A 22,107-nucleotide genomic window follows, 5' to 3' on the forward strand; every position below is an offset into this window, starting at 1 on the left:
GCTACTGCGAGGATGGGACAGTGACCGGAGGCCTTCGCCGAACGACGACAGGTGTGGCAGCGGGCTGCTGGCTGATCACGGTGCTGCTTCTGGCGTTGGCCGTGACTTGCGACCGGCGGGTGGCGTCACTGGGTCGGTCCGATCTGGTGGGCGACACCGCCGAGGCGGTCGTCTATGGCTCGGCGATGATGAGCGCGGCGACGGTGGGGCTCATCGTGGCGATCCGCCGCCGACGGCATCCCGTTGGGTGGTTGTTCCTGGCGCTGGGTGTAGTGCTCGGCATTGGCGCTGCGGGTGACGCATGGGCGATGGAGCACGCTGTTGTGCTCGGCGATACAGGTGATCTGGCGCGCATGGCGTTGGTGGCAGGTCAGGCGAGCTTCATCGCATGGTTCGTGCTCCTCGCCGCGATCCTGCACCTGACCCCTACCGGCTCCCCACTGACACAGCGTTGGCGGAGCGCACTTCGTGTCACCACGGTCGCAGGCGTGGCCGCGTTGGGTGCGAAGGTCCTACAGGACACCCCGTTCGACCCGCCCTTCGACGATCTCACCAACCCGTGGGCGGTCACCTCGATCTCACCGCTCGTGAACGCAGTGGCTGGCATTGGCATCACCGTGGCCATGATCGGCCTCGTCGTTGCCGGGGTATCGCTCGTAGTGCGCTTCCGACGTGCGGTGGGTGACGAGCGGTTGCAACTGCGGTGGCTGTTCGGTGCGGTGCTTCCGTTGCCATTGCTCGTCGTCGCGTCGTACACGGCGGCGATGACAGGCCAAGCGGCGCTGCGCACATTGGCGACCGGCGGGTTCGTGCTCGTGGTCCCGATAGTGGCGGGCTTGTCGGTAATGCGGTTCCGGCTCTACGACGTAGACCAGATCCTGAGCCGAGCGACGGCATATGTGTGTAGCTCGGCGATCCTGGGGGTCCTGTTCGTCATCGTCGCGGTGGTGGTCGGACAGGTTGTCGGACTCGTTGCCGAGGAGTCGACCGTACCCGCGGTCATTGGGGCGGTGGTGACGATGATCGCGGCGCGCCCGCTCTACGAGCGGCTCCAGGATCACATCGATCGTCGGTTCGATCGTCGCCGCCACGATGCCCTCCAGGTGCTGCGCTCCCGGCTCGCTTCGCCTGCACAGGAACCGGATCTCACCGAGGTGTTCGTCGACGCGCTCGGTGACCCGACCGCGACTTTGGCGTACTGGATCGACGATGAGCGGCTTTGGATGACCGCCGACGGCAGGTCGGCGACGCTGGAACCGGGCGACCTCGAGGTGACCCGGGATTCGACACCGATCGCCCGGTTGCGGATCGGTCCCAGCACCGATCCGCAACTCGCGTCCCTGTTGCTCGATGAGGCGTCGACCGAACTGGACAACGTCCGACTACGAGCTGTGATCTCATGCCAGTTGGAGGAGGTGAGGGCATCGCGTGCCCGGATCGTGGCGGCACAGGCAGACGAGCGGCATCGCATCGAGCGCAACCTCCACGATGGAGCTCAACAACGACTGCTCGGGTTGGCTCTCGAGCTGCGCGCCCTCCAGGTCGGAGACGACGCCGTAGGCGGCGCGACGATCGACCACACCGTGTCCGAGATCGGTGCGGCGGTGCGCGAGTTGCGCGAGCTCGCCAACGGGCTACGCCCATCGGCATTGGCCGACGGGCTCGGCCATGCCCTCGACGACCTCGCCGGACGCGGTCCGGTGCCGATGGCGTTGACCGCCGACCCGGTCCAGTTGAGCCCCCTGGTCGAGGAGACACTGTGGTTCGTCGCCTGTGAGGCCGTCGCCAACGTCGCTAAGCACGCCGACGCGACACGTGGCGGCATCGAACTGATCGCCGACGGTGACACGGTGGCGCTCGTCTGTTGGGACGACGGCCGAGGCCGCGCCGACCTCGCCGGACGCGGGCTTCAGGGCATCGCCGACCGGGTCGAAGCCGTCGGCGGACACCTCTCCCTCGTAAGTCCACCGGGTGACGGGACGCTGCTCAAGGCGGTGGTGCCATGCGGGTCGTGATCGCCGACGACTCGGTCCTACTTCGCGAGGGGCTTGCCCGACTGCTGGCCGAGTCCGGACACGAGATCGTCGCCGCAGTCGGCGATGGCGACGCTCTGCTCGACGCCCTCGACACAACGGACGAGCGTCGGCCGGAGGTCGCTGTTGTCGACATCCGTATGCCCCCCACCTATACACACGAGGGAGCTCAGGCTGCGGTCGAAGCGCGGCTACGATACCCCGACATCGCAATCCTGCTGCTGTCACAGAGCATCGAGACGCAGTTCGCGTTCGATCTGGCCCGCACCCATCCGGAGCGGTTCGGTTATCTGCTCAAGGACCACGTTGTCGATGTCGCGGTCCTCACCGATGCCATAGCCACGGTTGCGGCCGGCGGAACGGTCCTCGATCCCGAGGTGGTCGGTCAGCTCCTAGGACGACGCAGCGCCCAGGACCGCATCTCCCGCCTCACCCCCAGGGAGAAGGAGATGCTCGCCGCTATGGCCGAAGGCCGATCCAACCGGGCCATTAGCTCACGTTTCGCGCTCAGCGAGAAGACCATCGACGCGCACATCCGCAGCATCTTCACCAAGCTCGACCTGCTTCCCGAGCCAGACGACCACCGCCGCGTCCTCGCCGTTCGAGCTTGGCTGGACGGCACATAGGTCCTAGCGAATAGGTCCGCTAGGCGCCTTAGGGCTAGCACCGAGATGGCCCGCAGGCACGCCCTGATGCGGCCGAACACTGGCTCGGCGCATCGTGAGTGCACTGACCGAACCCAAGGAGACCGCACGTGCAAGCCCGACCACTCGCTATCGCGGCCATCGCCGCACTCACCCTCATTTCTGCCGCGTGCAGCGACGACAACGAGGCAACCTCCGCCTCGAGTTCAACATCCGCATCACTGGTCGCCACGAGCGCTCCCAATGACGCCGGAGAGCTCGAAGCGTTCTGCGCCGCTGGCGGTGACATCAACAGCGCCACCGCCACCATCGACAGCACCGAGGCAGCCACGACCATCTTCACCGACCTGCAGCCCACCATCGAGAAGATGGTCGCCGCCGCCCCCACTGACCTCGCTGATGAGGCCCAGGCCTTCGCCGATCACGTCGATGGGGCGCTGTCCAGCGGTGACTTCACCGCCTTCGAGGATGGCACCGTCGACGCGCTCGTCGCGGACCTCGAGGCCGCATGCTCCGGAGCCGACCAGTGACCAACGCGACGGAGTTCGACCCGATCGTCCATGCCCGCCGGGTGATCGACGCTGTGAACCAGCGAGACATCGATTTCTTGATGAGCGTTCTCGCCCCCGGATACATCGCCGAGTGGCCCGACGCCACCCTCGACCGTGACCCGTCGATCGGACGCGAGATCGAGATGATGACGGGTCTCCCCGACCTGCGTTTCGACATCGGGACGGCAACGATGCTGGCTGACGGGCGCGTCCTAGTCGAAGCGACCGTCGTCGGCACCCACGCCGGTGAGCTCGTCCTGCCCTTCGGCCTCGTCCTTCCCCCGACCGGCCGCACCCTGTCGATGCCGTTCGACTTCATCATGACCTTCTCCGACGGTCAGCTCGTCTACGAACGCCTCCGCTTCGACCACCACGTACTCATCCACCAACTCGGCGACGGACCTCTCTGATCCAGTCCACCGTGCTCCCGATGGGTAGTTGGCAATGGTGAGTCTGAAGGCAGAAGTAGATCCGCAGTAGACCGCTGAACGGATGGGGGCGAGATCTGCGTCGGGGTCGTAACGTCCAAGGGGTGTCCGACCAGATCCCCTCTGATCCCTCCGGTGTCGATCCCACCGCATCGTTCCCTCCACCAACGGATCCGACGGCTCCCCCCAGCACCGGCCCGACGCCTCCGTGGGGCCCGGGTGACGGGGCGTACGTTCCCCCTGCAACTTCCTACACGCCGATGGCCCCCACACCGATGGCCCCGTTCACGCCGGCCCAACGCATGCGGGCGGCAGTGGAGCGGCGGGTCACGGCCGACTACCTGTTCAGCTTCTGGACCGCCCTCGGGTGGACCCTGCTGACGTGCGGGATCTTCGGCTACTACGTGGTCTACAAGATGTTCGAACGGTGGGTGGCCCACAACCAGCGACGCCTCGAGGTGCTCGAAGCAGGTACCACCATGGCCTGGGAGAAGGCGGTGGCGGCGGGTCGGGGCGACGAGTTGACCCCGTGGTTCGAGTCTCTCGGCACCCAGATCGGTGTCCTGCGCCGGATCACCACCGAGTTCCGAGACCCGGGACTGTGGACGTTGATCTGCGTTCTGGCCGGCGGAATTGGTCAGATCATCGGTTACGTCCTGCTCGACGGTGACCTCACCGACCACGAGGCCGCCGAACGGTCCGCCGAGGAACAGTTGGCGGCCATCCTCGCCTCGCTGGGCGTTCACGTCGCCCTGCCCCCGGCCCCGGTGCCCAAGGGGCGCCACAACACCGTCGGACGCATCGTGGCCCTGTTCGCCAGCTGTGGTCTGTACTCATTTTGGTGGCAGTACGACGTGATGGAGGAAGGCAACGCCAACTTCCGTGCCGACTGGGCCCGCGAAGACGCCCTGCTCGCCGCCCTCGGAGCCTGACCTCGTCGCCGATCGGCAAATGTGACGCCCCGTCAGAAACCGGCCTAGCGTTCCCTTCCATGCGAGGGATCATCAGCCACGGGGCCTACCTCCCCTACCGGCGGCTAGACCGCACCACCATCGCCGCGGTGTCCGGCACCGGGGGAGGCAAGGGCAGCCGGACGGTGGCCAGCTACGACGAGGACACCACCACCCTGGCGGTGGAGGCGGCCCGTCGTGCCTTGCGCGCCACCGCCGCCCTGCCCGGCGCCGTGTGGTTCTCCACCGTGACGCCCGCCTACGTCGACAAGACCAATGCCACGGCGATCCATGCCGCTCTGCGCCTGCCCGGCGACGTGATAGCCGCCGATTTCGGTGGTGCCGTCCGCTCGGGCGTGGCCGCCCTGCGATCGGCCCTGGCCGGAGGGCCCACGACCCTGCTGGTCAGCGCCGATGTTCGCACTGGCCTCCCCGGGAGCGCCGACGAGGCCGCCGGTGGTGACGCCGGCGCCGCCCTGCTGGTCGGAGACGACGCTGACGGCGAGGTCATCGCGGAAGTGCTCGGTGCGGGATCGGCCACCGACGAGTTCCTCGACCGCTGGCGCACCCCGGGCGACGCTCGATCCAAACAGTGGGAGGAGAAGTTCGGCGAAACCCGCTACGTGCCGTTGGCGGTGGCAGCCTTCCGGGCCGCGCTGGCCGACGCCGGGATCGAATCCGACCAGGTGGACCACCTCGTGGTGGCGTCCACCCATGCCCGGGCCGCGAAGGCCGCGCTTCGCAAGCTGGGTGTCGACGGGGCCAAGGTCGCCGATGACCTGGCCGGCACCGTCGGCAATCCAGGCGCGGCCCAGCCTGCCCTGTTGTTGTCCGCGGCCCTGGAACAGGCCCACCCCGGCCAGGTGATCGTCTTGTTGTCTCTGGCGGATGGAGCCGACGCCATCGTGCTGCGGGCCACCGATGCCATCGCCAGCCACGCCGTGACCGATCCCATCGGGGAACAGATCGGATCCGGGGCTCCGGTGACCTACGGCAAGTTCCTGGCCTGGCGGGGGATGATCACCCCCGAGCCACCCCGTCGACCCGAGCCGGCCCGTCCCTCGGCCTCGGCGGCAGGCCGTAGCGAAGACTGGAAGTTCGGTTTCGTCGGCACCAGAGACCGATCCTCTGGCGCCCTCCACCTCCCACCCGCCCGGGTGTCACGAGATGGCGGCGCCGTCGACGAGATGGAGCCGGCACCCATGGCCGAGGTGGGTGGCACCATCGTCACCTTCACCATCGACAAGCTGGTGTACTCCCCCAGCCCGCCCGTGGTGTTCGCCATCGTGGACTTCGACGGTGGGGGCCGGGCCCCCATCGAGCTCACCGACGTGGACCCTGCCGACGTCGCCATCGGTGGACGGGTCGAGATGACGTTCCGCCGGCTGTTCACCGCCGATGGAATCCACAACTACTTCTGGAAGGCCCGCCCCGTCCGGGACGCCGCCACCACCGACACCGCAACGGAGGCCTGACCAATGGGAAGCCACGGCATCAAGGACCGCGTGGCCATCGTCGGGATGGGCTGCACCCCCTTCACCGAAGCGTGGGACAAGGGCGTCGACGATCTCGCCCTCGAAGCATCCAACGAGGCGTTCGCGTCGGCCGGAGTCACCAAGGACGACGTCGACGCCTATTGGCTGGGTACGGCCCAGTCGGGCATGAGCGGCATAACCCTGGCCCGTGCTCTCCAGTTGCAGTCCAAGCCGGTCACCCGGGTCGAGAACTACTGCGCCACCGGATCCGAAGCCCTGCGCCAGGCCGCCTATGCGGTGGCGTCGGGGGCCTACGACATGGCCATGGCCGTCGGTGTCGAGAAGGTGAAGGACTCCGGGTTCCAAGGGCTCAACGCCTTACCCATCCCCAACGATGGCACCACCCGCACCCTGACCGCGGCGGGGTCGTTCTCCATGGTGGCCCCGGCCTACGCCGAGAAGTACGGCGTTCCGATCGAGGACCTCAAGCGCACTCTGGCCCGCATCGCGTCGAAGAACCACTACAACGGGGCCCGCAACCCGCGGGCTCAGTTCCGGCGAGAGATGAGCGTCGACCAGATCTGCGCCATGCCTCCGGTGGCTGGCCTACTAAGCGTGTTCGATTGTGCCGGGGTGGCCGACGGTTCGGCCGCCGCCATCGTGGTGCGAGCCGAGGACGCCCACCGCTACACCGACCACCCGATCTACATAAAGGCCCTCAGCTTCGTGGCCGGCAACGGCTCGGGCCTGGCCGACCCGAGCTACGACTACACCTGGTTCCCCGAGATCGCGGCGTGTGCCGCCGATGCCTACGCCCAGGCCGGCATCGAAGGTGACCCCACCGCCCGCATCGCCATGGCCGAGGTCCACGACTGCTTCACCCCCACCGAGCTGGTGCTGATGGAGGACCTCCAGTTCTCGGCCCGGGGTACGGCATGGCAAGACGTCGAGGCCGGCCGCTTCGACCTCGGCGGCGAACTTCCCGTCAACCCCGACGGCGGGCTCAAGAGCTTCGGACATCCCGTCGGGGCCAGCGGCCTCCGCATGATGTTCGAGGCCTGGCTCCAGCTCCGGGGAGAGGCCCCCGAGGACCGCCGGATCAGCTCCATCTCCGGCGACCGGAACCTGGCCCTCACCCACAACCTGGGCGGATACCCCGGCGAGATGGTCAGCTTCGTGAGCATCCTCGGCCCCGAACCGGGCTGAACTGGATCGAGCGCGGCGGCGAACCTCACCGCCGATCGAGGCTGTTGACGACGGTCGAGAGGAGGGAACGGGCCGACCCCTGAGGGTGGAACCGAGGAGGGGGGGGGGGGGGGGGGGGGGGGGGGGGCGGGGGGGGGGGGGGGGCCCGGGGCGGTGGCGGGCGGGGGGGGGGGCCGGGGGGGGGGGGGGGGGGCCGGGGGCGGGGGGGGGGGGGGGGTCAGCCCCTGACCCCCTCGAAGATCAGCAACAGGCCGAAGATCACAAACGACACGGTGGCACCGATGCGGATGGCGCGCTCGGGCAGCTTCTTGCCGAGGGCGGCACCGACACCGATGGCGAGGGCGTCGGCCGCCACCATTCCCAACGTGGACCCGATCCAGGTTCCGACCAGACTCCCGGTGGTGGCCAGGGTGATGGTGGCCAGCATCGTCTTGTCGCCGAGCTCGGCCAGGAAAAAGGCGACGCCGGCGGCTACGACCGCGGAACGGTCGCTCTTGTTGACCCGATCGGCTTCGTCCTCGGTGAGATCGTCGCCCCTGAACGTCCAGGCCGCGAAGCCCAGGAAGGCGACACCGGCCACGACGTTGATGGTGTCGGTCGGGAACGAGTCGCCCAGCAGGGAGCCGACCACCACCGACACGGCATGGACCAAGGCCGTGGCGATGGTGATGCCGATCAAGATCGGGACCGGCCGGTAGCGGGTGGCGAAAGCCATGGCCATGAGCTGGCTCTTGTCGCCGAGCTCGGCCACGAAGATGACGGCGAAGCTGATCAGGAACGCTTCCATGGAACCTCGATGGTGGGACTGGAGATGCCCGGAGGAAGTGGGGGTACACCTCGACCGGACATCGCGGGCTGCGATGTCGGCCGAAGGTCTTGCCCATCCGATCTCTCGGACCCGGGGACCGGGGCTCATCACCCAGCATGTCGATCACCCGGCGGGGGGCTACTCCCCTTCGCCGCCCTTGTGTTTACCAGCGGGATCCGCCGACCTCAACCTGGCTCACGGCGACCGACCCCACTGTGAAGAGGATCTCGCGGGTCAGCCGCCCTCTTCGGCGGCCGGGGAGCCGGGAGGGGGCGGGTAGTCGGGTCCGATGTCGGATGTGGGGATCTCAGACAGGATCCCCGGCGCGTCGGGGACGTCCTGGAACAACAGGTTCTCGTCCAGCTCTTTGGGGTCCACCATCATGTAGCGCTGGCCACCCAGCGGATAGCGCCACATTCCCCGGCCCGTCACCTGCTGTTCGCTCGGGCCTTCGAGGTCGGGATCCCACCAGACGACGGTGAAGTCGTCTATCCCCACAAAGTCGAGGGCATCGAAGAATCCGTGATCGCCGTAGCTGATCTGGGGGGTGGTCGGCCCGCCGCCCGATGGCGGATACCGGAACATGCCGCCGGCGAATGAGTCGGCTGTGAGGTTGGGGCCGGCCATGTGGATGCCGGTGTAGAGGAGCTGGATCATCGGCCCGGTGACCTGAAGGCTCTTGGTGGCCGAGGGATCCTTACCGAAGAACCACCGGTAGAGGCGCCAGGCTTCGGCCTGAGGGGGAAGCCCCCGGGCCGGAGATGACGATGCGCCAAAGGCGTGGGACCACTGCTCCTGGTCGGTGATGAGGCGACCGATGACGGTGGTGTCGGTGAAGGCGATTCCGGTGATGACCCACTCGGGATGGTAGTTCTGACGGCTCGCTGCGTTCACCATGTCCATCAACATGAACGGATCGCCAGCAAAGGCCACCGTGGTGATCTCGGCTTCCTTGAGTTGGCCGACGATGCCCTGGGCCTGGGCCGACAGGGTGTTGGTGTCCAGCAGGTAGGAGATGACGAGCTCGGCCTCGGCCCCCATCTTCTTGTACCGCTCCTTCAACCTGACCGTGAGGTCGCCGTAGATGGGAGGGTCCTGTTCGTAGTGGATGACGGCCAGGGTGCGGTTACGGGTGCGGTAGCTGGGATCACCGGCGTACTGAGCGGGGCGACCGAACAGGCTTCGGACTCCTAGATCCAGCACGCCCTGAAGGATCTGGTCGGGGCTGGCCAACACCCCCCACGAGTAGGGGGCCAGCTCTTCGTAGAGCGTGTCAGGTGAGGTGGCGCTACAGGCGATGCACAAGACGCCCCGGCGGGCCAGCTCCTGTTGGTAGGCCAGGGCCTGAGTTGGACCACCGATGCTGGCGAAGGCACCCATGTCTTCGGCCACCCGACGGGCGTCGGCGCGAGCTTGAGCCGGGTTGCGGCCATCGCCCGAAGCCTGGAACGGCTTGATCACCACCCGCCGGCCGTAGGTCTCGTAGTTCGCGTTCGCCATGGTGTTCAGGTCCTGGACGAGCTTGGTGCGCTCGGCCGCCCCATCGAACACGCCAAGGCTCTCGGCCAGACCGAGCAGATCCTGGGGACCGGGTATGTAGTAGGCGACCACGATCTCATCGGCGGTCACGCCCTGGCTGGTGGCACCGCCGTTGTCTGCGTGCTCGTTGCCACCCCTGTCGAGCCAAGGCTTGTCGCCATCCCACGCCGGCACACAGGGAACGGCGTACACCGACGGCATCATGATCCGGCCGGTGGCGGTGTCGCAGCGGTCGCCCCAGTCGTAGTCGTCGAGGGTTCCCGCCGCTTTCGCCTCGGCGTAGGTGGGGGCTAGCTCGGGGTTGGACGACCACTTGTCGGCAGACTCCGAGTTGCCCTCGACCCCAGGCTTCCCCGGCCCACCGGTACCGGATCCTCCGGCACCGTCACCGCCCCTGACGGTGGCCACCACGCCCGCCCCCACCAACAAGACGACCACGGCCAGGAGAGGTCCGAATCGTTGTGCAGGCGACAGCTTGGGCCAGGGCCGCTGCGCCGGTCCGGCGGGCTGGTTCATGACGCACCTCTAGGGGACTGGGTTCGGGCGTTGAGGTCCGGTTCGAATGGTCGGATCGCTTGAGGGTGTGGGTCGAGGTGCCGAGGTAGGACTCGACCACCGCCCGGTGGTTCAGAACCTCTTCGGGCGTACCCGAGGTGACGACCGCTCCTTCGTCGAGGGCCACCAGACGATCGGCGATCGAGGCGATGAGGGAGATGTCGTGTTCGATGACTACCAGTGTCACGCCCATCGTCGACCGAAGCCCCGACAACACCGGGGCCAGGGCCTCGGCTTCTCTCTGCGCGATCCCAGACGAGGGCTCGTCCAGTAGCACCAGCGAAGGCCCGTGGGCCACCACACAGGCCAGGTCGACCATGCGTCGTGAGCCAGTGGACAGCTCGGCCACCCGAGAGCTTCGAAGGGTGGTGAGCCCGAACGTCTCCAGCAGCTCCTCGACTCGCTGAGCCACCGCTGCCTCGGTCATCTGCACGGCCGGAAGCCGCAGCGCCGCCGACAGCGGGTCGCCCGCCTCGATCCAACGTTCCAGCGCCGTCGACACCGTCTCGGTCACGGTGAGGCCCGGGAACAGGCGGGCATCCTGAAACGATCGGCCCAGCCCGGCTCGGGCCCGGCTGGAGGGGCTGAGACCGAAGATGTCGGTGCCGTGCAGGAAGATCTGGCCGGAATCCACGGCGGTGAATCCGCTGATCAGGTCGAGCAGGGTGGTCTTGCCTGCTCCGTTCGGGCCGATCAGGCCCACGATCTCCCCAGGGGCAACCGACAGGCTCACCCCTCGCACCGCACTGATGCCACCGAAGGTCACGTTCAGGTCGTCAGTGACCAGAGCCGGGACGGTCGGGGCCGGGGCCGGGGCCGGGTCGGCGGTCTCGGCGGCGGTCGTCGGCGCGGGGCCGGTCGGTGCCGAGGAGCGCGGGGTGCTGGGGGCCGCTCTCTCGGTCTCACCGAGGGCCTGTCGAGTTCCCTGGAGGTAGATGGCCTGGATCAGTTCGGGCTGCTTGGCCAGTTCGTCGGCGGAACCGTCGAAGCGGATGGCGCCCTTCTCCATGAAGTAGGCGTGGTCGGCCACGCTCAGGGCCACGTTCACTGATTGCTCGACGATGACGATGGTGGTGCCCTCGTCTCGCAGCGCCCTCAGCTCGTCGATAAGACGTTCGACCACCAGCGGGGCCAGACCGAGCGACAGCTCGTCGATCAACAGCACCTGGGGCCGCGTCATGAGGGCCATGGCCAGCGCGAGCTGTTGTTGCTGGCCACCCGACAGGTCTCCGGCCTGGTCACCGCCACGTTCGGCCAGGACCGGGAACCGCTCCAGCGCCTGAGCGGTGCGATCTGCGACCGTCGACCCGTCGCCGCGTAGCAGCCAGGCTGCCACCCGCAGGTTCTCCTCGACGGTGAGACCCCCGAACACCCCGTGGCCGCCAGGCATCTGAGCTATTCCGGCGGCCGCTATCTCATCGGGTTCGAGGGCGAGCAGGTCAACCGGACCCAGGTGCACTGCACCAGCGGTCACCGAAGCCACCCCGCCGATGGCGCGCAACAGCGTGGACTTGCCGGCTCCGTTGGTTCCGAGCAGCGCGGTTATCTCGCCAGGGCGGATGTCGACATCGACGCCGAACAGCACCTGCACGTTGCCGTAGGACACGTCCAGGTTTCGCACGCTGAGTCCGTCGGGTTGCATGGGAACATCGGGATCGGCGTGGACCACCGGATGCTCACGAGCGTTGGCCTTGCCCTCGGGGTCGGTGGCTTCGGCCAGCGCGATGTCTGCTCTGACCATCTCGATCCCCCGACGGGAAGCCACCGCGCCCAGCAGCCGTTCACGGATCCGGTACACGAGCTCGGCCAGACCACCGGGTAGGAACATGAGGACGATCAGAACTCCGACCGCGGACGGCAACAGCGACCAGTCCCCCGTGAGGAAGTTGCGGCTTCCGTCGAGTACCACCGCGCCCAGGACTGCGCCGAACGCGCTGCCGACGCCGCCGACCACCGAGGTGATGAACACGTTCAAACCCTGGTCGGGGGCGAAGGTGGCCACGTCGTAGGCCTCGTTGACATAGACGATCATTCCGCCGGCCACGCCGGCCAGGAACCCAGAGAGTCCGAACGCGGTGAGGCGGGCCAACGGCACCTTCACGCCGTAGGCCTGGACCCCGGGGGCGTTGTCTCGCACCGCTCGCAGGACACGGCCGGTGCGGGTACGCCGGATTCCGGCCACCGCCACCAGGCAGGCGATCAAGATCACCAGGCAGACGCGGTACATGGTGGTGTCGCTGGACAGGTCCCACGTGGCCAGCAGCGGACGGCGTTCGACCTGGTCCCTGGGGATCCAGTCGGCTTGGCTCGGGTTGAGGATCCAGCCGGTGGCGGCGACACCGAACGCGAGCGTGGTCACGGCCAGGTAGAGACCCCGCCATCGCAGGGATGGCAACCCGAGGACCACCGACACCACCGCGGTGGCGAGACCGGCCACCGCCAGCGCCAGCACCAGGTCGAACTCCCAGTGCACCGTGGTGTAAGTGGTGACGGTGGCACCGACGGCAGCCAGGGCCATCTGACCGAGGGTCACCTCACCGGTCCAACCGGTGAGGACGACCACCGACAAGGCCAGCACCGCCAACGACGCCACCATGGCAGCTCGGAAGTCCTGGCTGGGGGAGAGCACCTCGGGGAGGGCCGCCGCCACCACGAAGGTCACCGCTATCAGGACCCAGCGGCCAACGCGGACCTCGGGCAAGCGGGCCAGTACCGCTGGAACCGGCGTGGGGTCGACGCTGACCTGCCAGCTCGATGCGTCACCTCGGTCGGCTCTCATCTTGCGAGATGCCTGGAGGAGCAGCCCGACAACCACGACCAGTGCCGTCACCACGTCGGTGGTGATGACCTGGTGACCACCCGCCGGCCCCGAGGCGACGTTCAGCACACCGATGGCCACCGCCGATGCCACGGCGGAGGGAATCGAACCGAACCCGGCCAGGGCCATGGCCGCCAACGCCGCCACCAACGCCCTGAGCCCGACGCCGGTGGTGAGGTCGAGGCCGAGGATGCCGGCTTGCAGGTAGGTGCCCATGAAGGCCAGCACCGAGGCCACCACCCAGACCCCGGCCTCGAGACGGGCTACCGGAACCCCGAGCATGGCGGCCCGGTCGCCCCGTTCGGCTGCGGCTCGAACCGCCACGCCGACGTCGGTTCGGGCCAGGAACATCCCGACTACGGCGATGAGCACCACCGACACGAGGGCGGCCACAATCTCGTCCATGCGGAAGACGGTGGTCCCGACCTCGACCTCCAGGCTGCCCGGCATCTTGAACGTGCGGTTTGGTGCCACCAGGTCGGTGCGGCCCCACAGCCGTGGCACCACCAATGATCCGACGGCGAGGAACTGAGCCAGACCGATGGTGGCCACCGTGAGGACCAACCTCGGTGACCGCCGGAACCGACGGACCACGACCAGGTCAATGGCAAGCCCCACCACCACGGCGGCAACCAGGCCCAGCAGGAGACCGCCGACGTACCCCATGGAACCCAGAACCGGCAGGCCGACGGCCACCACCAGCGCTACACCCACGCCCAACGCACCGGCCCGGGTGGCGGGCTGGCGGCCCAGCACCGCCGCCGCTGATCCTCCGACCACCCCGGCCAGCACCGCCAGCCAGCCCGCCACTGCCATGGACGGTCCGCCGAACAGGAACAGTCCGATGCCCAGCGACGCAGGCAGGGCCCCGACGGAAGCCTGGGCCATGTTGATGACCCGGTTGGCCCGGTACACCAGCATCATGCCCAACACCACCAGGGCGTTGAGCAGGCCGATGACCACCCCTTGGAGCCACGGCCCCAACGACACCGGGAAGGCGACCATCTGCACCGCCAACACGGCCGCTGCCGGCGCGCCGGCACGCAGCCAGGGCGGTACGTCGATCGAACTCCGTCGGACCGCCAAGGCCTAGGCCTTGGCTCGGGGGTCAGGGATCACGCGTACAGGGCCTCGATCTCCGCGGCGTAGCGGGCGTTGATGCCGCGACGCTTGAGCTTGGAGGTGGGGGTGAGAAGGTCGGAGTCGGGCAACCACTCCTCGCCGACCACCTTCACCTTCTTCACCCGTTCTGCGTTGTTGAACGGCTCCATCACCTCGGCAAGGCCGGATTCGATCTCAGCGATCACGTCAGGGTGGGCGGCCAGTTCCTCCAAGGTGGCGTCCTCCAGTCCGTGGCGGGCCGCCCACACCTTGGCGGCATCGGGGTCGATGGCGACGATGGCGCTGACGAAGGGGCGCTGGTCCCCGATGGCCGCGGCCTGGCCCACCAGCGGGATCATCTTGAGGGCACCTTCGAGGTTGGCGGGGCTGATGTTCTTACCTCCGGCGGTAATGATCAGTTCCTTCTTCCGGTCGACGATGCGCAGGTAGCCGTCTTCGTCGAGCTCACCAATGTCTCCCGAATGGAGCCATCCGTCGGCGTCGATGGTCTCAGCCGTCTTGTCGGGGTCGTTCAGGTAACCCTGGAAGACGTGGGGGCCGCGACAGATCACCTCGCCGTCTTCGGCCAGGGCCACCTCGGTTCCGGGAACGGCGGGCCCGACGGTGCCGGGCTTGATGTTCTCGGGGGTCCAGGTCATGGCCCCGGTGTTCTCGGACATGCCGTAGACCTCAGACATGGGTACACCGATGGCCCGGAACCATGTGAGCAGGGGCGGCGGGATCGGGGCGGCACCGCTGATGGCGAACTGGAGCTCTTCCATGCCGAGCAGCTCCCGGACACTGCGGAAGGCGACATCGTCGAGGAAGGCCCAGGTGGCTTCGTCCTCGGCGGTGGCGGTGCCCTGGGATCGACGGATGGCGATGGGCCCCGACGCTTGGACCGCTTCGTTGAACTTCTCGGCCTTGTCGGGGTCTGCGGCCAGGGCGGCCATCACCCCGGCGTTGATCTTCTCCCACACCCGGGGCACCCCGAACATGAGGTGCGGCTTCACCTCACGGCAGTAGGCCGCCACTTGAGACGGTTCAGGACAGGTGCTCACCTCGGTGCCCAGCACCACGTGTTGGTAGTGGCTCACCGTTCGCTCGGCGATGTGGGCCATAGGCAGGTAGGACACCAGTCGCTTGCTGGTGAAGTCGATGCCCGTCATCAACTCTCGGAGGCTCTCGACCATGAACACGGCGTTGCCGTGGGAGATCATCACACCTTTGGGGGGTCCGGTGGTGCCTGACGTGTAGATGATGGTGGCCAGGTCGGCGGGGGTCGCCTCGTCCAACTGGGCGGCCAGGTCCAGGGGTTCGTGGGCCAGGAGGTCGGCGTAGGTGAAGTCGTGGGCCTCGGCACCGGGGCGGACCACGCCCAGAGTCCGAAGTTCGGTCAGCGCGGCTCGGACCGGGTTGAAGCGGGCCAGGAAACCGTCGTCTTCCACCACGCCCACCACGGCGTCGCAATGGCCGGCCAGGTATTCGATCTGCTCGGAGGACGACGAGTTGTAGATGCTGACCGGGGTGGCACCGAGGAACAGGGCCGCGGTGTCCAACACGTGGAACTCGGGGCAGTTGCGCAACATGAGCACTACCCGGTCTCCTCGACCCACTCCCAGTTCGCGCAGGCCGGCCGCGGCTCGGGCCACGTTCTCTCGGTACTGGTTGAAGGTCATCTCCCGCCATTCCTCACCCTCTTTCCATCGCAGCGCAACCGCGTCGCCCCGTTCTTCGACGGTGGCGAGGAACGCACGGGGGATGGTCTGGCCGGCGGTACGGTCGGCGATGGTGCTCATGGCTGGAACGGCTGCTTTCTGATGGCTGGGAGGGGCACGGGGGGAGGCTGATGCCGAAAGGAGAGACGACCTGGCGCGGCAGCGGCCCAGGTTCCCGGTCTGAGGTGTCGCCCCTGTCGATAGCGGGCATAGCAATAGCAGATGGGTGGGGGTCCATGTTCCGGTTCCGGTGTCGTTACCCGCGGCGCCACGGCGTCGGCGGCCCGGCGCGGCGCTGAAAGCCGACGTCGGTGTCAGGGTTGCGGATGTCGAACCCACCGGCGAGACTGAACTTGACCAACCGGTCTAGTTCTGTTGAACACGCGGGGTAGGACCCCCGGAAGGGGAACGTCATGCCCACCGCCGTCATCGTCGACGCCGTCCGCACCGCCGGCGGCAAGCGCTACGGAAAGCTCTCGGGTTGGCACTCCGCCGACCTCGCCGCCGAGGTGCTCACCGCCCTGGCCACCCGCAACAACCTCGACCCGCCCTCGTAGAAGACGTGATCATGGGGTGCGTGATGCAGGTCGGCAACCAGTCGGTGAACGTGGGCCGTTCCGCCGTGCTCGCCGCCGGCTGGCCCGACACCGTCCCCGCCACCACCATCGACCGCCAGTGCGGGTCCTCGCAGCAGTCGGCGCACTTCGCCGCTCAGGGCGTGATGGCCGGGGCCTACGACATCGTGGTCGCCGCCGGGGTCGAGGTCATGTCCACCACCCCCATGGGAGCCTCGGTAACCCCGGGCAGCTTCCCCATGGGCCCCAAGGTCATGGAGCGATACGCCCCGGTGGGCGGCGTGGTCATGCAGGGCACGTCGGCCGAGATCATCGCCAAGAAGTGGGACATCTCCCGCGAGGAGCTCGATGCCTACTCCAGTGCAGAGCCACCAGCGGGCCGCCGCCGCCACCGCAGAAGGTCGCTTCGACAACGAGATCATCCCGGTCAAGGCCAAGATCTACGACCGCGAGACCGGCAAGGTCACCGGGCTCGACGAGATGGTCACCGCCGATGAGGGCATCCGCCCCGATTCCTCGTTGGAGTCCTGGCCAAGCTGAAGCCCGCATTCGACCCCGAGAACGGACGGGTCACCGCCGCCAACTCCTCCCAGATCACCGACGGTGCCTCGGCCATGCTGATCATGAGCGAGGACAAGGCCCGAGAGCTCGGCCTCAAGCCCCGGGCCCGCTTCCACTCGTTCTCTGTGGTCGGGGTGGACCCCATCGAGATGCTCACCGGCCCCATCCCTGCCACCACCAAGATCTTGGAGCGGGCCGGGATGACCCTCGACCAGATGGATCTCATCCGAGATCAACGAGGCGTTCGCCTCGGTCGTGCTGGCCTGGCAGAAGGAGCACAACCCCGACATGTCCAAGGTGAACGTGAACGGCGGCGCCATCGCCCTCGGTCACCCACTGGGCTGCTCGGGCACAAAGCTGATGGCCACGCTGCTCAACGAGCTGGAGCGCACCGGCGGTCGCTATGGCCTCCAGACCATGTGTGAGGGCGCGGGCATGGCCAACGCCACCATCATCGAGCGCTTGGACTGACCGGACCCGCCCCGGCCCGCCAAAGGGCGGGTCAGCCCCTGAACTGAAAGGTCAGTGACCGGTGGGAGCGCACTGCCTCCCACCGGTCACCGTTTTGATGCGGTCCCACAAAGGACCTGTGCTGACAGGTCCGGTCGTCGTCGCTACCAGCCCGGGTCGGTCTGCTAGCCCGGCCCCTGGCCTCCTAGGCTGATCACATGCCGTGGCCGATCGTCAACGTGATCGTGGCACTGGTGGCCGCCTACGTGCTGCTGCGGATCGGAACCATGATCCTGGGCAGCTTCGCCCGGCCGTTCCGGCGCCGCCCGACCCCGGTGAGCTGCGCAAGGTTCGTCTCACCTACCGCTGCTCGATCTGTTCCACCGAGGTGCGCATGACCATGGCCAACGACGAGGTCCCCGAGCCGCCCCGGCACTGCCAGGGAGGACATGGACCTCGTGACCCCGGTCGACGACATCTGACATCCCCAGGTTACGAAGGCGGATTCCACCGCCACCAACAGTGACCACCTGAACCCCGTTCAGGGAATGCCACTACCAGGAGTAACCGCCATTACCCGGCCCGTCCACCGTTTCCCCAGGCTGTGGATAACCCTGGGGAGCGTCACATCGATGTAACTTAGAGTCAACCTTGGTGACAGCTCGGTGTCCATGGTAGGGAGGCGAGGTCCAGCCACCCGCCGCCAGACCTCAGCGGTAGTTGGTGGCGGTGATTATGCCCCCCGAGGATGGCAGCCAGGCCGAGCACCAACCGCCAGTTGTCGGGCTCGCCGAACACCCGGGCGTAGTTCAACACGATGACCAGGCACCCGAGGCCGAGCAGCACGAACATGAGCACCGGAACCCAAGTCGGGCTGGGCATGTCGGCGTACTTGGCCGTGGGCGGCGTGTAGCGGCTCGACGACGGCGCATCGTGCCCATCGGCGGCATGAGCTTTGGACGACGTGGCACCAGCCTGCGCGCCTCCCTTGGGCGTGACCCGCTTGCTCACCACCTTCTTCTTCACCGCCGGCTTGGACCCATCCGTCGATGGCTTGGCTGGCGACTCCTTGGCCTTGGTGGTGACCTTGGCATCGCCCGCCTTGTCGGCGGCGGCCTCGGCTTCGACCTCGGACCCAGCCTCGACGTCTGGATCGGGGGCAGGCGCGGCGCTGTCCGATTCGTCGGTGGTGCTGGGCTCGTTCTCGTCAGCCATGGAGGGTGAGGTTATCGGGCCGGGGCACCAGCCAACCGCTCACTCCCACCCCGACCACGCCAATCACCCCGGTCGGGTCGGCAGCACGATCGATCGGCGTGTGCCTTCACATGAATGGGCTGCGAGCCTGGCGGCGGAGGCCACTACCCTGCCCAACGATGACGGCCCGGATCCTGGTGATCGACAACTACGACTCGTTCGTCTACAACCTGGTCCAGTACCTGGGTCAGGCGGGCGCGGACCCGATAGTGCACCGCAACGACGCCATCACCCTCGACCAGGCCATCGAGATCGACCCCGATGGCGTGTTGATCTCACCCGGACCAGGCACGCCCGACGATTCGGGGGTGTCCACCGAGGCCATCGTCCACTTCACCGGACGTCGACCGGTGCTGGGCGTGTGCCTGGGCCACCAGGCCATCGGCCAGGTATTCGGTGGCACCGTGGTCCGAGCCCCCGAGATCATGCACGGAAAGACGTCGCTGGTCCGCCACCGTGGCGTCGGCGTTTTCACCGGACTTCCCCAACCACTCGAAGCGACCCGCTACCACTCGCTGGTGGTGGCTCGGGACACCGTGCCCGACGTGTTGGAGATCACCGCCGAGACCGACGACGGCATCGTGATGGGCCTACGCCACCGCGAGCATCCCACCGAGGGGGTGCAGTTCCACCCCGAGTCGATCCTGACCGTCGGCGGTCACGACCTGGTCGGGAACTTCCTGGAACAGGTCGACCGCTACCGCTGACCCGGCCGGGCCAGCGGACCGGGGATCACTCCCCGGGCGTGGTGGTGGTCGGCACCTCGGTAGTGGTGGGCGCCTCGGTTGTGGTGGTGGGTGCCTTGGTGGTGGTGGTGGGTGCCTCGGTGGTGGTGGGTGCCTCGGTCGTGGTGGTCTCCTCGGTGGTGGTGGTCGCCGGTTCGACGGCCACCACCAGCACGATGTCCACGTCCTTGGGGTGGGTGCCGGGGTCCGGCACTGTGCGGATCACCCGACCGGGTCGGACGCTGTCTGATTCTTCGTCTCGGGTGGTGATCCGGTTCGGGTCGAAGCCGCGCTCAGCCAGGCGGGCTCGGGCATCGTTCACGTCCACGTCGAACAGGTTGGGGATGTCGGCCGTGTCCTGACCGGCGCTGACCACGATCAGCACCTCACTGCCCTCTTCCACCTCGGTGCCCGCCACCGGGGTCTGGCGCAGAACCTCGCCCTCGCGGACGTCGGACGCCTCGTTCTCAACCCGTACCCGCAGATCCACGTTCTCCATGCGTTGGCGGGCGACGTCTTGCAACTCTCCGACCACGCCCGGTACCGCCACCTTCGCCGCTGAATCCTCGAAGATCCCGAGCTGACGGCCGAAGGCCACCAACAGCAGGCCGAGCACACCCAACAGGACCACGATGGCCACGAAGAACCAGGTGCTGTTCTTGCCCCGCTCGGGCTCATAGGCGTCTTGGTGTTGGGGGGCGGCCATGGCGGGCTCCGGGGCTGGGGAATGAAGGGGTACCGCGGCCGGGGCCGCGACGGGTGCGGGAACGGGAGCGGGCGCTCGCCTGGCCCCCACCGGTCGACCGGCAGCGAAGGACTGGAGATCTGCTCGCAGTTCGGCCGCGGTCTGGTAACGGTCCTCGAGGTTCTTGGACAGGGCCTTGTTGGTGATGGCCTCGAAATCTCGGTGCAGGTCTGGCACCCGTTCGCGCAGCGGCGGCAGCGGCTCCTGTACGTGCTTGTAGGCGATGGCCACCGGGGTGTCGCCGTCGTAGGGGGGACGGCCCGACACCATCTCGTAGAGCACCACGCCCAGCGAGTAGATGTCGCTGCGGGGATCGACCTGGCGGCCCTGGGCCTGTTCGGGCGAGAAGTACGTAGCCGTGCCCATCACCGATCCGGCCTGGGTGAGGTTCTCTTCGCCGGTGTTGGACATGGCCCAGGCGATGCCGAAGTCGGCCACCTTCACCTCACCGTCTCTGGTGATGAGGATGTTGCCGGGCTTCACATCTCGGTGGACCACACCCTTGCCGTGGGCGTATCCCAGCCCGGCGGCCACGTCAGCGGCGACGGTGGCGGCCTTCTTGGGGGTCAGCGGTCCGTCGGTGCGGATCATCTCCGACACGGTCCGACCGTCTACGTACTCCATGACGATGTAGTACGTGCCTCGTTCCTTGCCCCAGTCGTACACGCCCACGATGTTGGGGTGGTTCAGGTTGGCCGCGCTCTGGGCTTCCCGCCGGAACCGGGCCACAAAGGCCGGATCGGTGGCGAACTCGGGGAACAAGATCTTGATGGCCACCGGGCGATCCAGCATCCGGTCGCGCGCCAAGTAGACCTCGGCCATCCCCCCTCGGCCGATGCGCCGGTGGAGCTCGTAGCGCCCGTTGAGGACCACCTGTTCCCGTTCCGTCATTGCGGCCACAGCCTACGGGACGGCTCACCATCTCGATGAGACACCAACGGGAACAAGCGTGGACCGGTCACGTCGAGTTGGGCGTACGAGGGGTCAGCGGTCTCGCATCTTGCGGCTGAGCTCGTCGAGCCGCTTGCGCTCCAGCTTGTTCAGCGAATCGAGCCCGCCCTCGCCGATCTTGTCCAACAACACGTCGAGCTCGGCCTGCTCCAAAGGGGTGGGCCCTGACGATTCGGCCCCCCATGGTCCGGCCACCACGGTTCCCGCCCCACCGGCCTTGGCCTTGCGGCCCTTGCCCCTGCCCCGACCCCGCTTGGATCCGCCCGACCGGCCACCACCGGGGTGACCGTAGGGCGAAGCCGATCCCTTGGGGGCGAGCGCGGCGATTCTCGGGATGAAGTCGAGCGTGTCGAGCAGGCCGAGCTGGCGGCTCCCGAACACCGCCACCACGATCACCAGCAGCTCCAGCACCAACTGGGACCAGCGCCGGTCTCCGGTGAGGCTGAGCACGTCGATGGCCACGTAGACCGCGGCCAGCACCCACGCCGGGATGCCGAAGAAGAACATGGCACCGGGGTTGTCGAGGGCGAACACCACCAGCAGACCGATGCCGAGCAAGCCCAGACCGAAGGCGGTGGCCCCGAAGCGGTCGATGCCCATGAGGGTCACGAGCACGGCCGGTAGCACGGTCATCACCGAGATGAGCACGGTGAACGGCGCCCGACCGACCCGATCCTCGACCTGGTGGCCCACAAACCAGAAGAAGGCCAAGGTCAGGACCACCCAGATCGAGGTGGGCGGGTTGACCAGCGGCCAGGTGACCAGGCGCCAGAGCTCCCCGTTGCGCACGAGCTGGGTCTGGAACGCCATCTCGCCCAGGAACGACGGGCTTACGGCGTACACGAACATCGACACCACGCCCAGTCCCACCAACAAGGCGGTGGTGGTGACGTCGAGGGTGCCGACCCGGAACCAGCCGTCTCGCATCGGGCGTTCGGGCAGGGAGAACTCGTAACGGCCGGGCATCGCCGCCGAGGCTACCTGCCACCACCGCCCCCTCAGGTGCCGCGCCCCACCGCC

At 67.7% G+C, this 22,107-nt stretch carries 15 protein-coding genes and 1 pseudogene; 10 read left to right on the plus strand and 6 right to left on the minus strand.

The window, feature by feature from the left end:
- Positions 1 to 20: 20 nt before the first annotated feature.
- The 7 genes from IPG97_06890 to IPG97_06920 all read left to right on the plus strand — a co-directional run bounded on the left by IPG97_06890 (position 21) and on the right by IPG97_06920 (position 7,287).
- Positions 21 to 2,015, plus strand: coding sequence for a hypothetical protein (locus tag IPG97_06890; protein ID MBK6856273.1), 1,995 nt, complete (start codon positions 21 to 23; stop codon positions 2,013 to 2,015).
- Positions 2,003 to 2,659 carry a response regulator transcription factor gene (locus IPG97_06895; protein MBK6856274.1) on the plus strand — a complete coding sequence of 219 codons (657 nt, stop codon included), beginning with the start codon at positions 2,003 to 2,005 and terminating at the stop codon, positions 2,657 to 2,659. Before IPG97_06890 ends, IPG97_06895 begins: the two co-directional genes overlap by 13 nt.
- Before the next feature lie 128 nt (positions 2,660 to 2,787).
- Complete coding sequence (locus IPG97_06900; protein ID MBK6856275.1) at positions 2,788 to 3,207, plus strand: hypothetical protein; 420 nt, start codon at positions 2,788 to 2,790, stop codon at positions 3,205 to 3,207.
- Complete coding sequence (locus IPG97_06905) at positions 3,204 to 3,638, plus strand: ester cyclase (protein MBK6856276.1); 435 nt, start codon at positions 3,204 to 3,206, stop codon at positions 3,636 to 3,638. The genes IPG97_06900 and IPG97_06905 overlap by 4 nt, the downstream gene beginning before the upstream one ends.
- A gap of 122 nt (positions 3,639 to 3,760) precedes the next feature.
- Positions 3,761 to 4,588 (plus strand): DUF4234 domain-containing protein, encoded by an 828-nt coding sequence (locus IPG97_06910; GenBank protein ID MBK6856277.1) that lies wholly within the window; start codon positions 3,761 to 3,763, stop codon positions 4,586 to 4,588.
- A 59-nt stretch (positions 4,589 to 4,647) separates the two neighbouring features.
- Positions 4,648 to 6,081 (plus strand): OB-fold domain-containing protein, encoded by a 1,434-nt coding sequence (locus tag IPG97_06915; protein MBK6856278.1) that lies wholly within the window; start codon positions 4,648 to 4,650, stop codon positions 6,079 to 6,081.
- 3 nt (positions 6,082 to 6,084) lie between these two features.
- Positions 6,085 to 7,287, plus strand: a complete 1,203-nt coding sequence (locus IPG97_06920) for an acetyl-CoA acetyltransferase (GenBank protein ID MBK6856279.1) — start codon at positions 6,085 to 6,087, stop codon at positions 7,285 to 7,287.
- 217 nt (positions 7,288 to 7,504) lie between these two features.
- Here IPG97_06920 and IPG97_06925 read toward each other — a convergent pair whose 3' ends face one another.
- From IPG97_06925 to IPG97_06935, 3 genes are all read right to left on the minus strand, one after another.
- Positions 7,505 to 8,074: a TMEM165/GDT1 family protein gene (locus tag IPG97_06925; GenBank protein MBK6856280.1), complete on the minus strand. Its 570-nt coding sequence runs from the start codon at positions 8,072 to 8,074 to the stop codon at positions 7,505 to 7,507.
- Between the two features lie 1,945 nt (positions 8,075 to 10,019).
- Positions 10,020 to 14,093 carry an ATP-binding cassette domain-containing protein gene (locus IPG97_06930; protein MBK6856281.1) on the minus strand — a complete coding sequence of 1,358 codons (4,074 nt, stop codon included), beginning with the start codon at positions 14,091 to 14,093 and terminating at the stop codon, positions 10,020 to 10,022.
- A 29-nt stretch (positions 14,094 to 14,122) separates the two neighbouring features.
- The gene (locus tag IPG97_06935) at positions 14,123 to 15,907 is read right to left on the minus strand and encodes a long-chain fatty acid--CoA ligase (protein MBK6856282.1); all 1,785 of its coding nucleotides are present in this window, start codon (positions 15,905 to 15,907) and stop codon (positions 14,123 to 14,125) included.
- Between the two features lie 332 nt (positions 15,908 to 16,239).
- On the opposite strand from IPG97_06935, the pseudogene IPG97_06940 reads away from it, so the two are divergent.
- A pseudogene (locus IPG97_06940) lies at positions 16,240 to 17,433 on the plus strand (thiolase family protein).
- Between the two features lie 197 nt (positions 17,434 to 17,630).
- Positions 17,631 to 17,810: a hypothetical protein gene (locus IPG97_06945; protein ID MBK6856283.1), complete on the plus strand. Its 180-nt coding sequence runs from the start codon at positions 17,631 to 17,633 to the stop codon at positions 17,808 to 17,810.
- Positions 17,811 to 18,057: 247 nt separating this feature from the next.
- Here IPG97_06945 and IPG97_06950 read toward each other — a convergent pair whose 3' ends face one another.
- The gene (locus IPG97_06950; protein ID MBK6856284.1) at positions 18,058 to 18,627 is read right to left on the minus strand and encodes a hypothetical protein; all 570 of its coding nucleotides are present in this window, start codon (positions 18,625 to 18,627) and stop codon (positions 18,058 to 18,060) included.
- A gap of 158 nt (positions 18,628 to 18,785) precedes the next feature.
- Here IPG97_06950 and IPG97_06955 point away from each other — a divergent pair, with 158 nt between their 5' ends.
- Positions 18,786 to 19,373, plus strand: coding sequence for an aminodeoxychorismate/anthranilate synthase component II (locus IPG97_06955; GenBank protein MBK6856285.1), 588 nt, complete (start codon positions 18,786 to 18,788; stop codon positions 19,371 to 19,373).
- A gap of 25 nt (positions 19,374 to 19,398) precedes the next feature.
- On the opposite strand, the gene pknB is transcribed toward IPG97_06955, so the two are convergent.
- Positions 19,399 to 21,027, minus strand: a complete 1,629-nt coding sequence (gene pknB, locus IPG97_06960; protein MBK6856286.1) for a Stk1 family PASTA domain-containing Ser/Thr kinase — start codon at positions 21,025 to 21,027, stop codon at positions 19,399 to 19,401.
- Between the two features lie 93 nt (positions 21,028 to 21,120).
- Positions 21,121 to 22,053, minus strand: a complete 933-nt coding sequence (locus IPG97_06965) for a rhomboid family intramembrane serine protease (protein ID MBK6856287.1) — start codon at positions 22,051 to 22,053, stop codon at positions 21,121 to 21,123.
- Positions 22,054 to 22,107: the final 54 nt, after the last annotated feature.

Source organism: Microthrixaceae bacterium (assembly GCA_016702505.1).
GTDB lineage: Bacteria > Actinomycetota > Acidimicrobiia > Acidimicrobiales > Iamiaceae > Aquihabitans.

Coding starts and splice junctions, on each gene's coding strand:
- pknB (MBK6856286.1), bottom strand. CDS start 21,027: ATGACGGAACGGGAACAGGTGGTCCTCAACGGGCGCTACGAGCTCCAC.
- IPG97_06945 (MBK6856283.1), top strand. CDS start 17,631: ATGCCGTGGCCGATCGTCAACGTGATCGTGGCACTGGTGGCCGCCTAC.
- IPG97_06935 (MBK6856282.1), bottom strand. CDS start 15,907: ATGAGCACCATCGCCGACCGTACCGCCGGCCAGACCATCCCCCGTGCG.
- IPG97_06895 (MBK6856274.1), top strand. CDS start 2,003: ATGCGGGTCGTGATCGCCGACGACTCGGTCCTACTTCGCGAGGGGCTT.
- IPG97_06915 (MBK6856278.1), top strand. CDS start 4,648: ATGCGAGGGATCATCAGCCACGGGGCCTACCTCCCCTACCGGCGGCTA.
- IPG97_06920 (MBK6856279.1), top strand. CDS start 6,085: ATGGGAAGCCACGGCATCAAGGACCGCGTGGCCATCGTCGGGATGGGC.
- IPG97_06925 (MBK6856280.1), bottom strand. CDS start 8,074: ATGGAAGCGTTCCTGATCAGCTTCGCCGTCATCTTCGTGGCCGAGCTC.
- IPG97_06950 (MBK6856284.1), bottom strand. CDS start 18,627: ATGGCTGACGAGAACGAGCCCAGCACCACCGACGAATCGGACAGCGCC.
- IPG97_06965 (MBK6856287.1), bottom strand. CDS start 22,053: ATGCCCGGCCGTTACGAGTTCTCCCTGCCCGAACGCCCGATGCGAGAC.
- IPG97_06955 (MBK6856285.1), top strand. CDS start 18,786: ATGACGGCCCGGATCCTGGTGATCGACAACTACGACTCGTTCGTCTAC.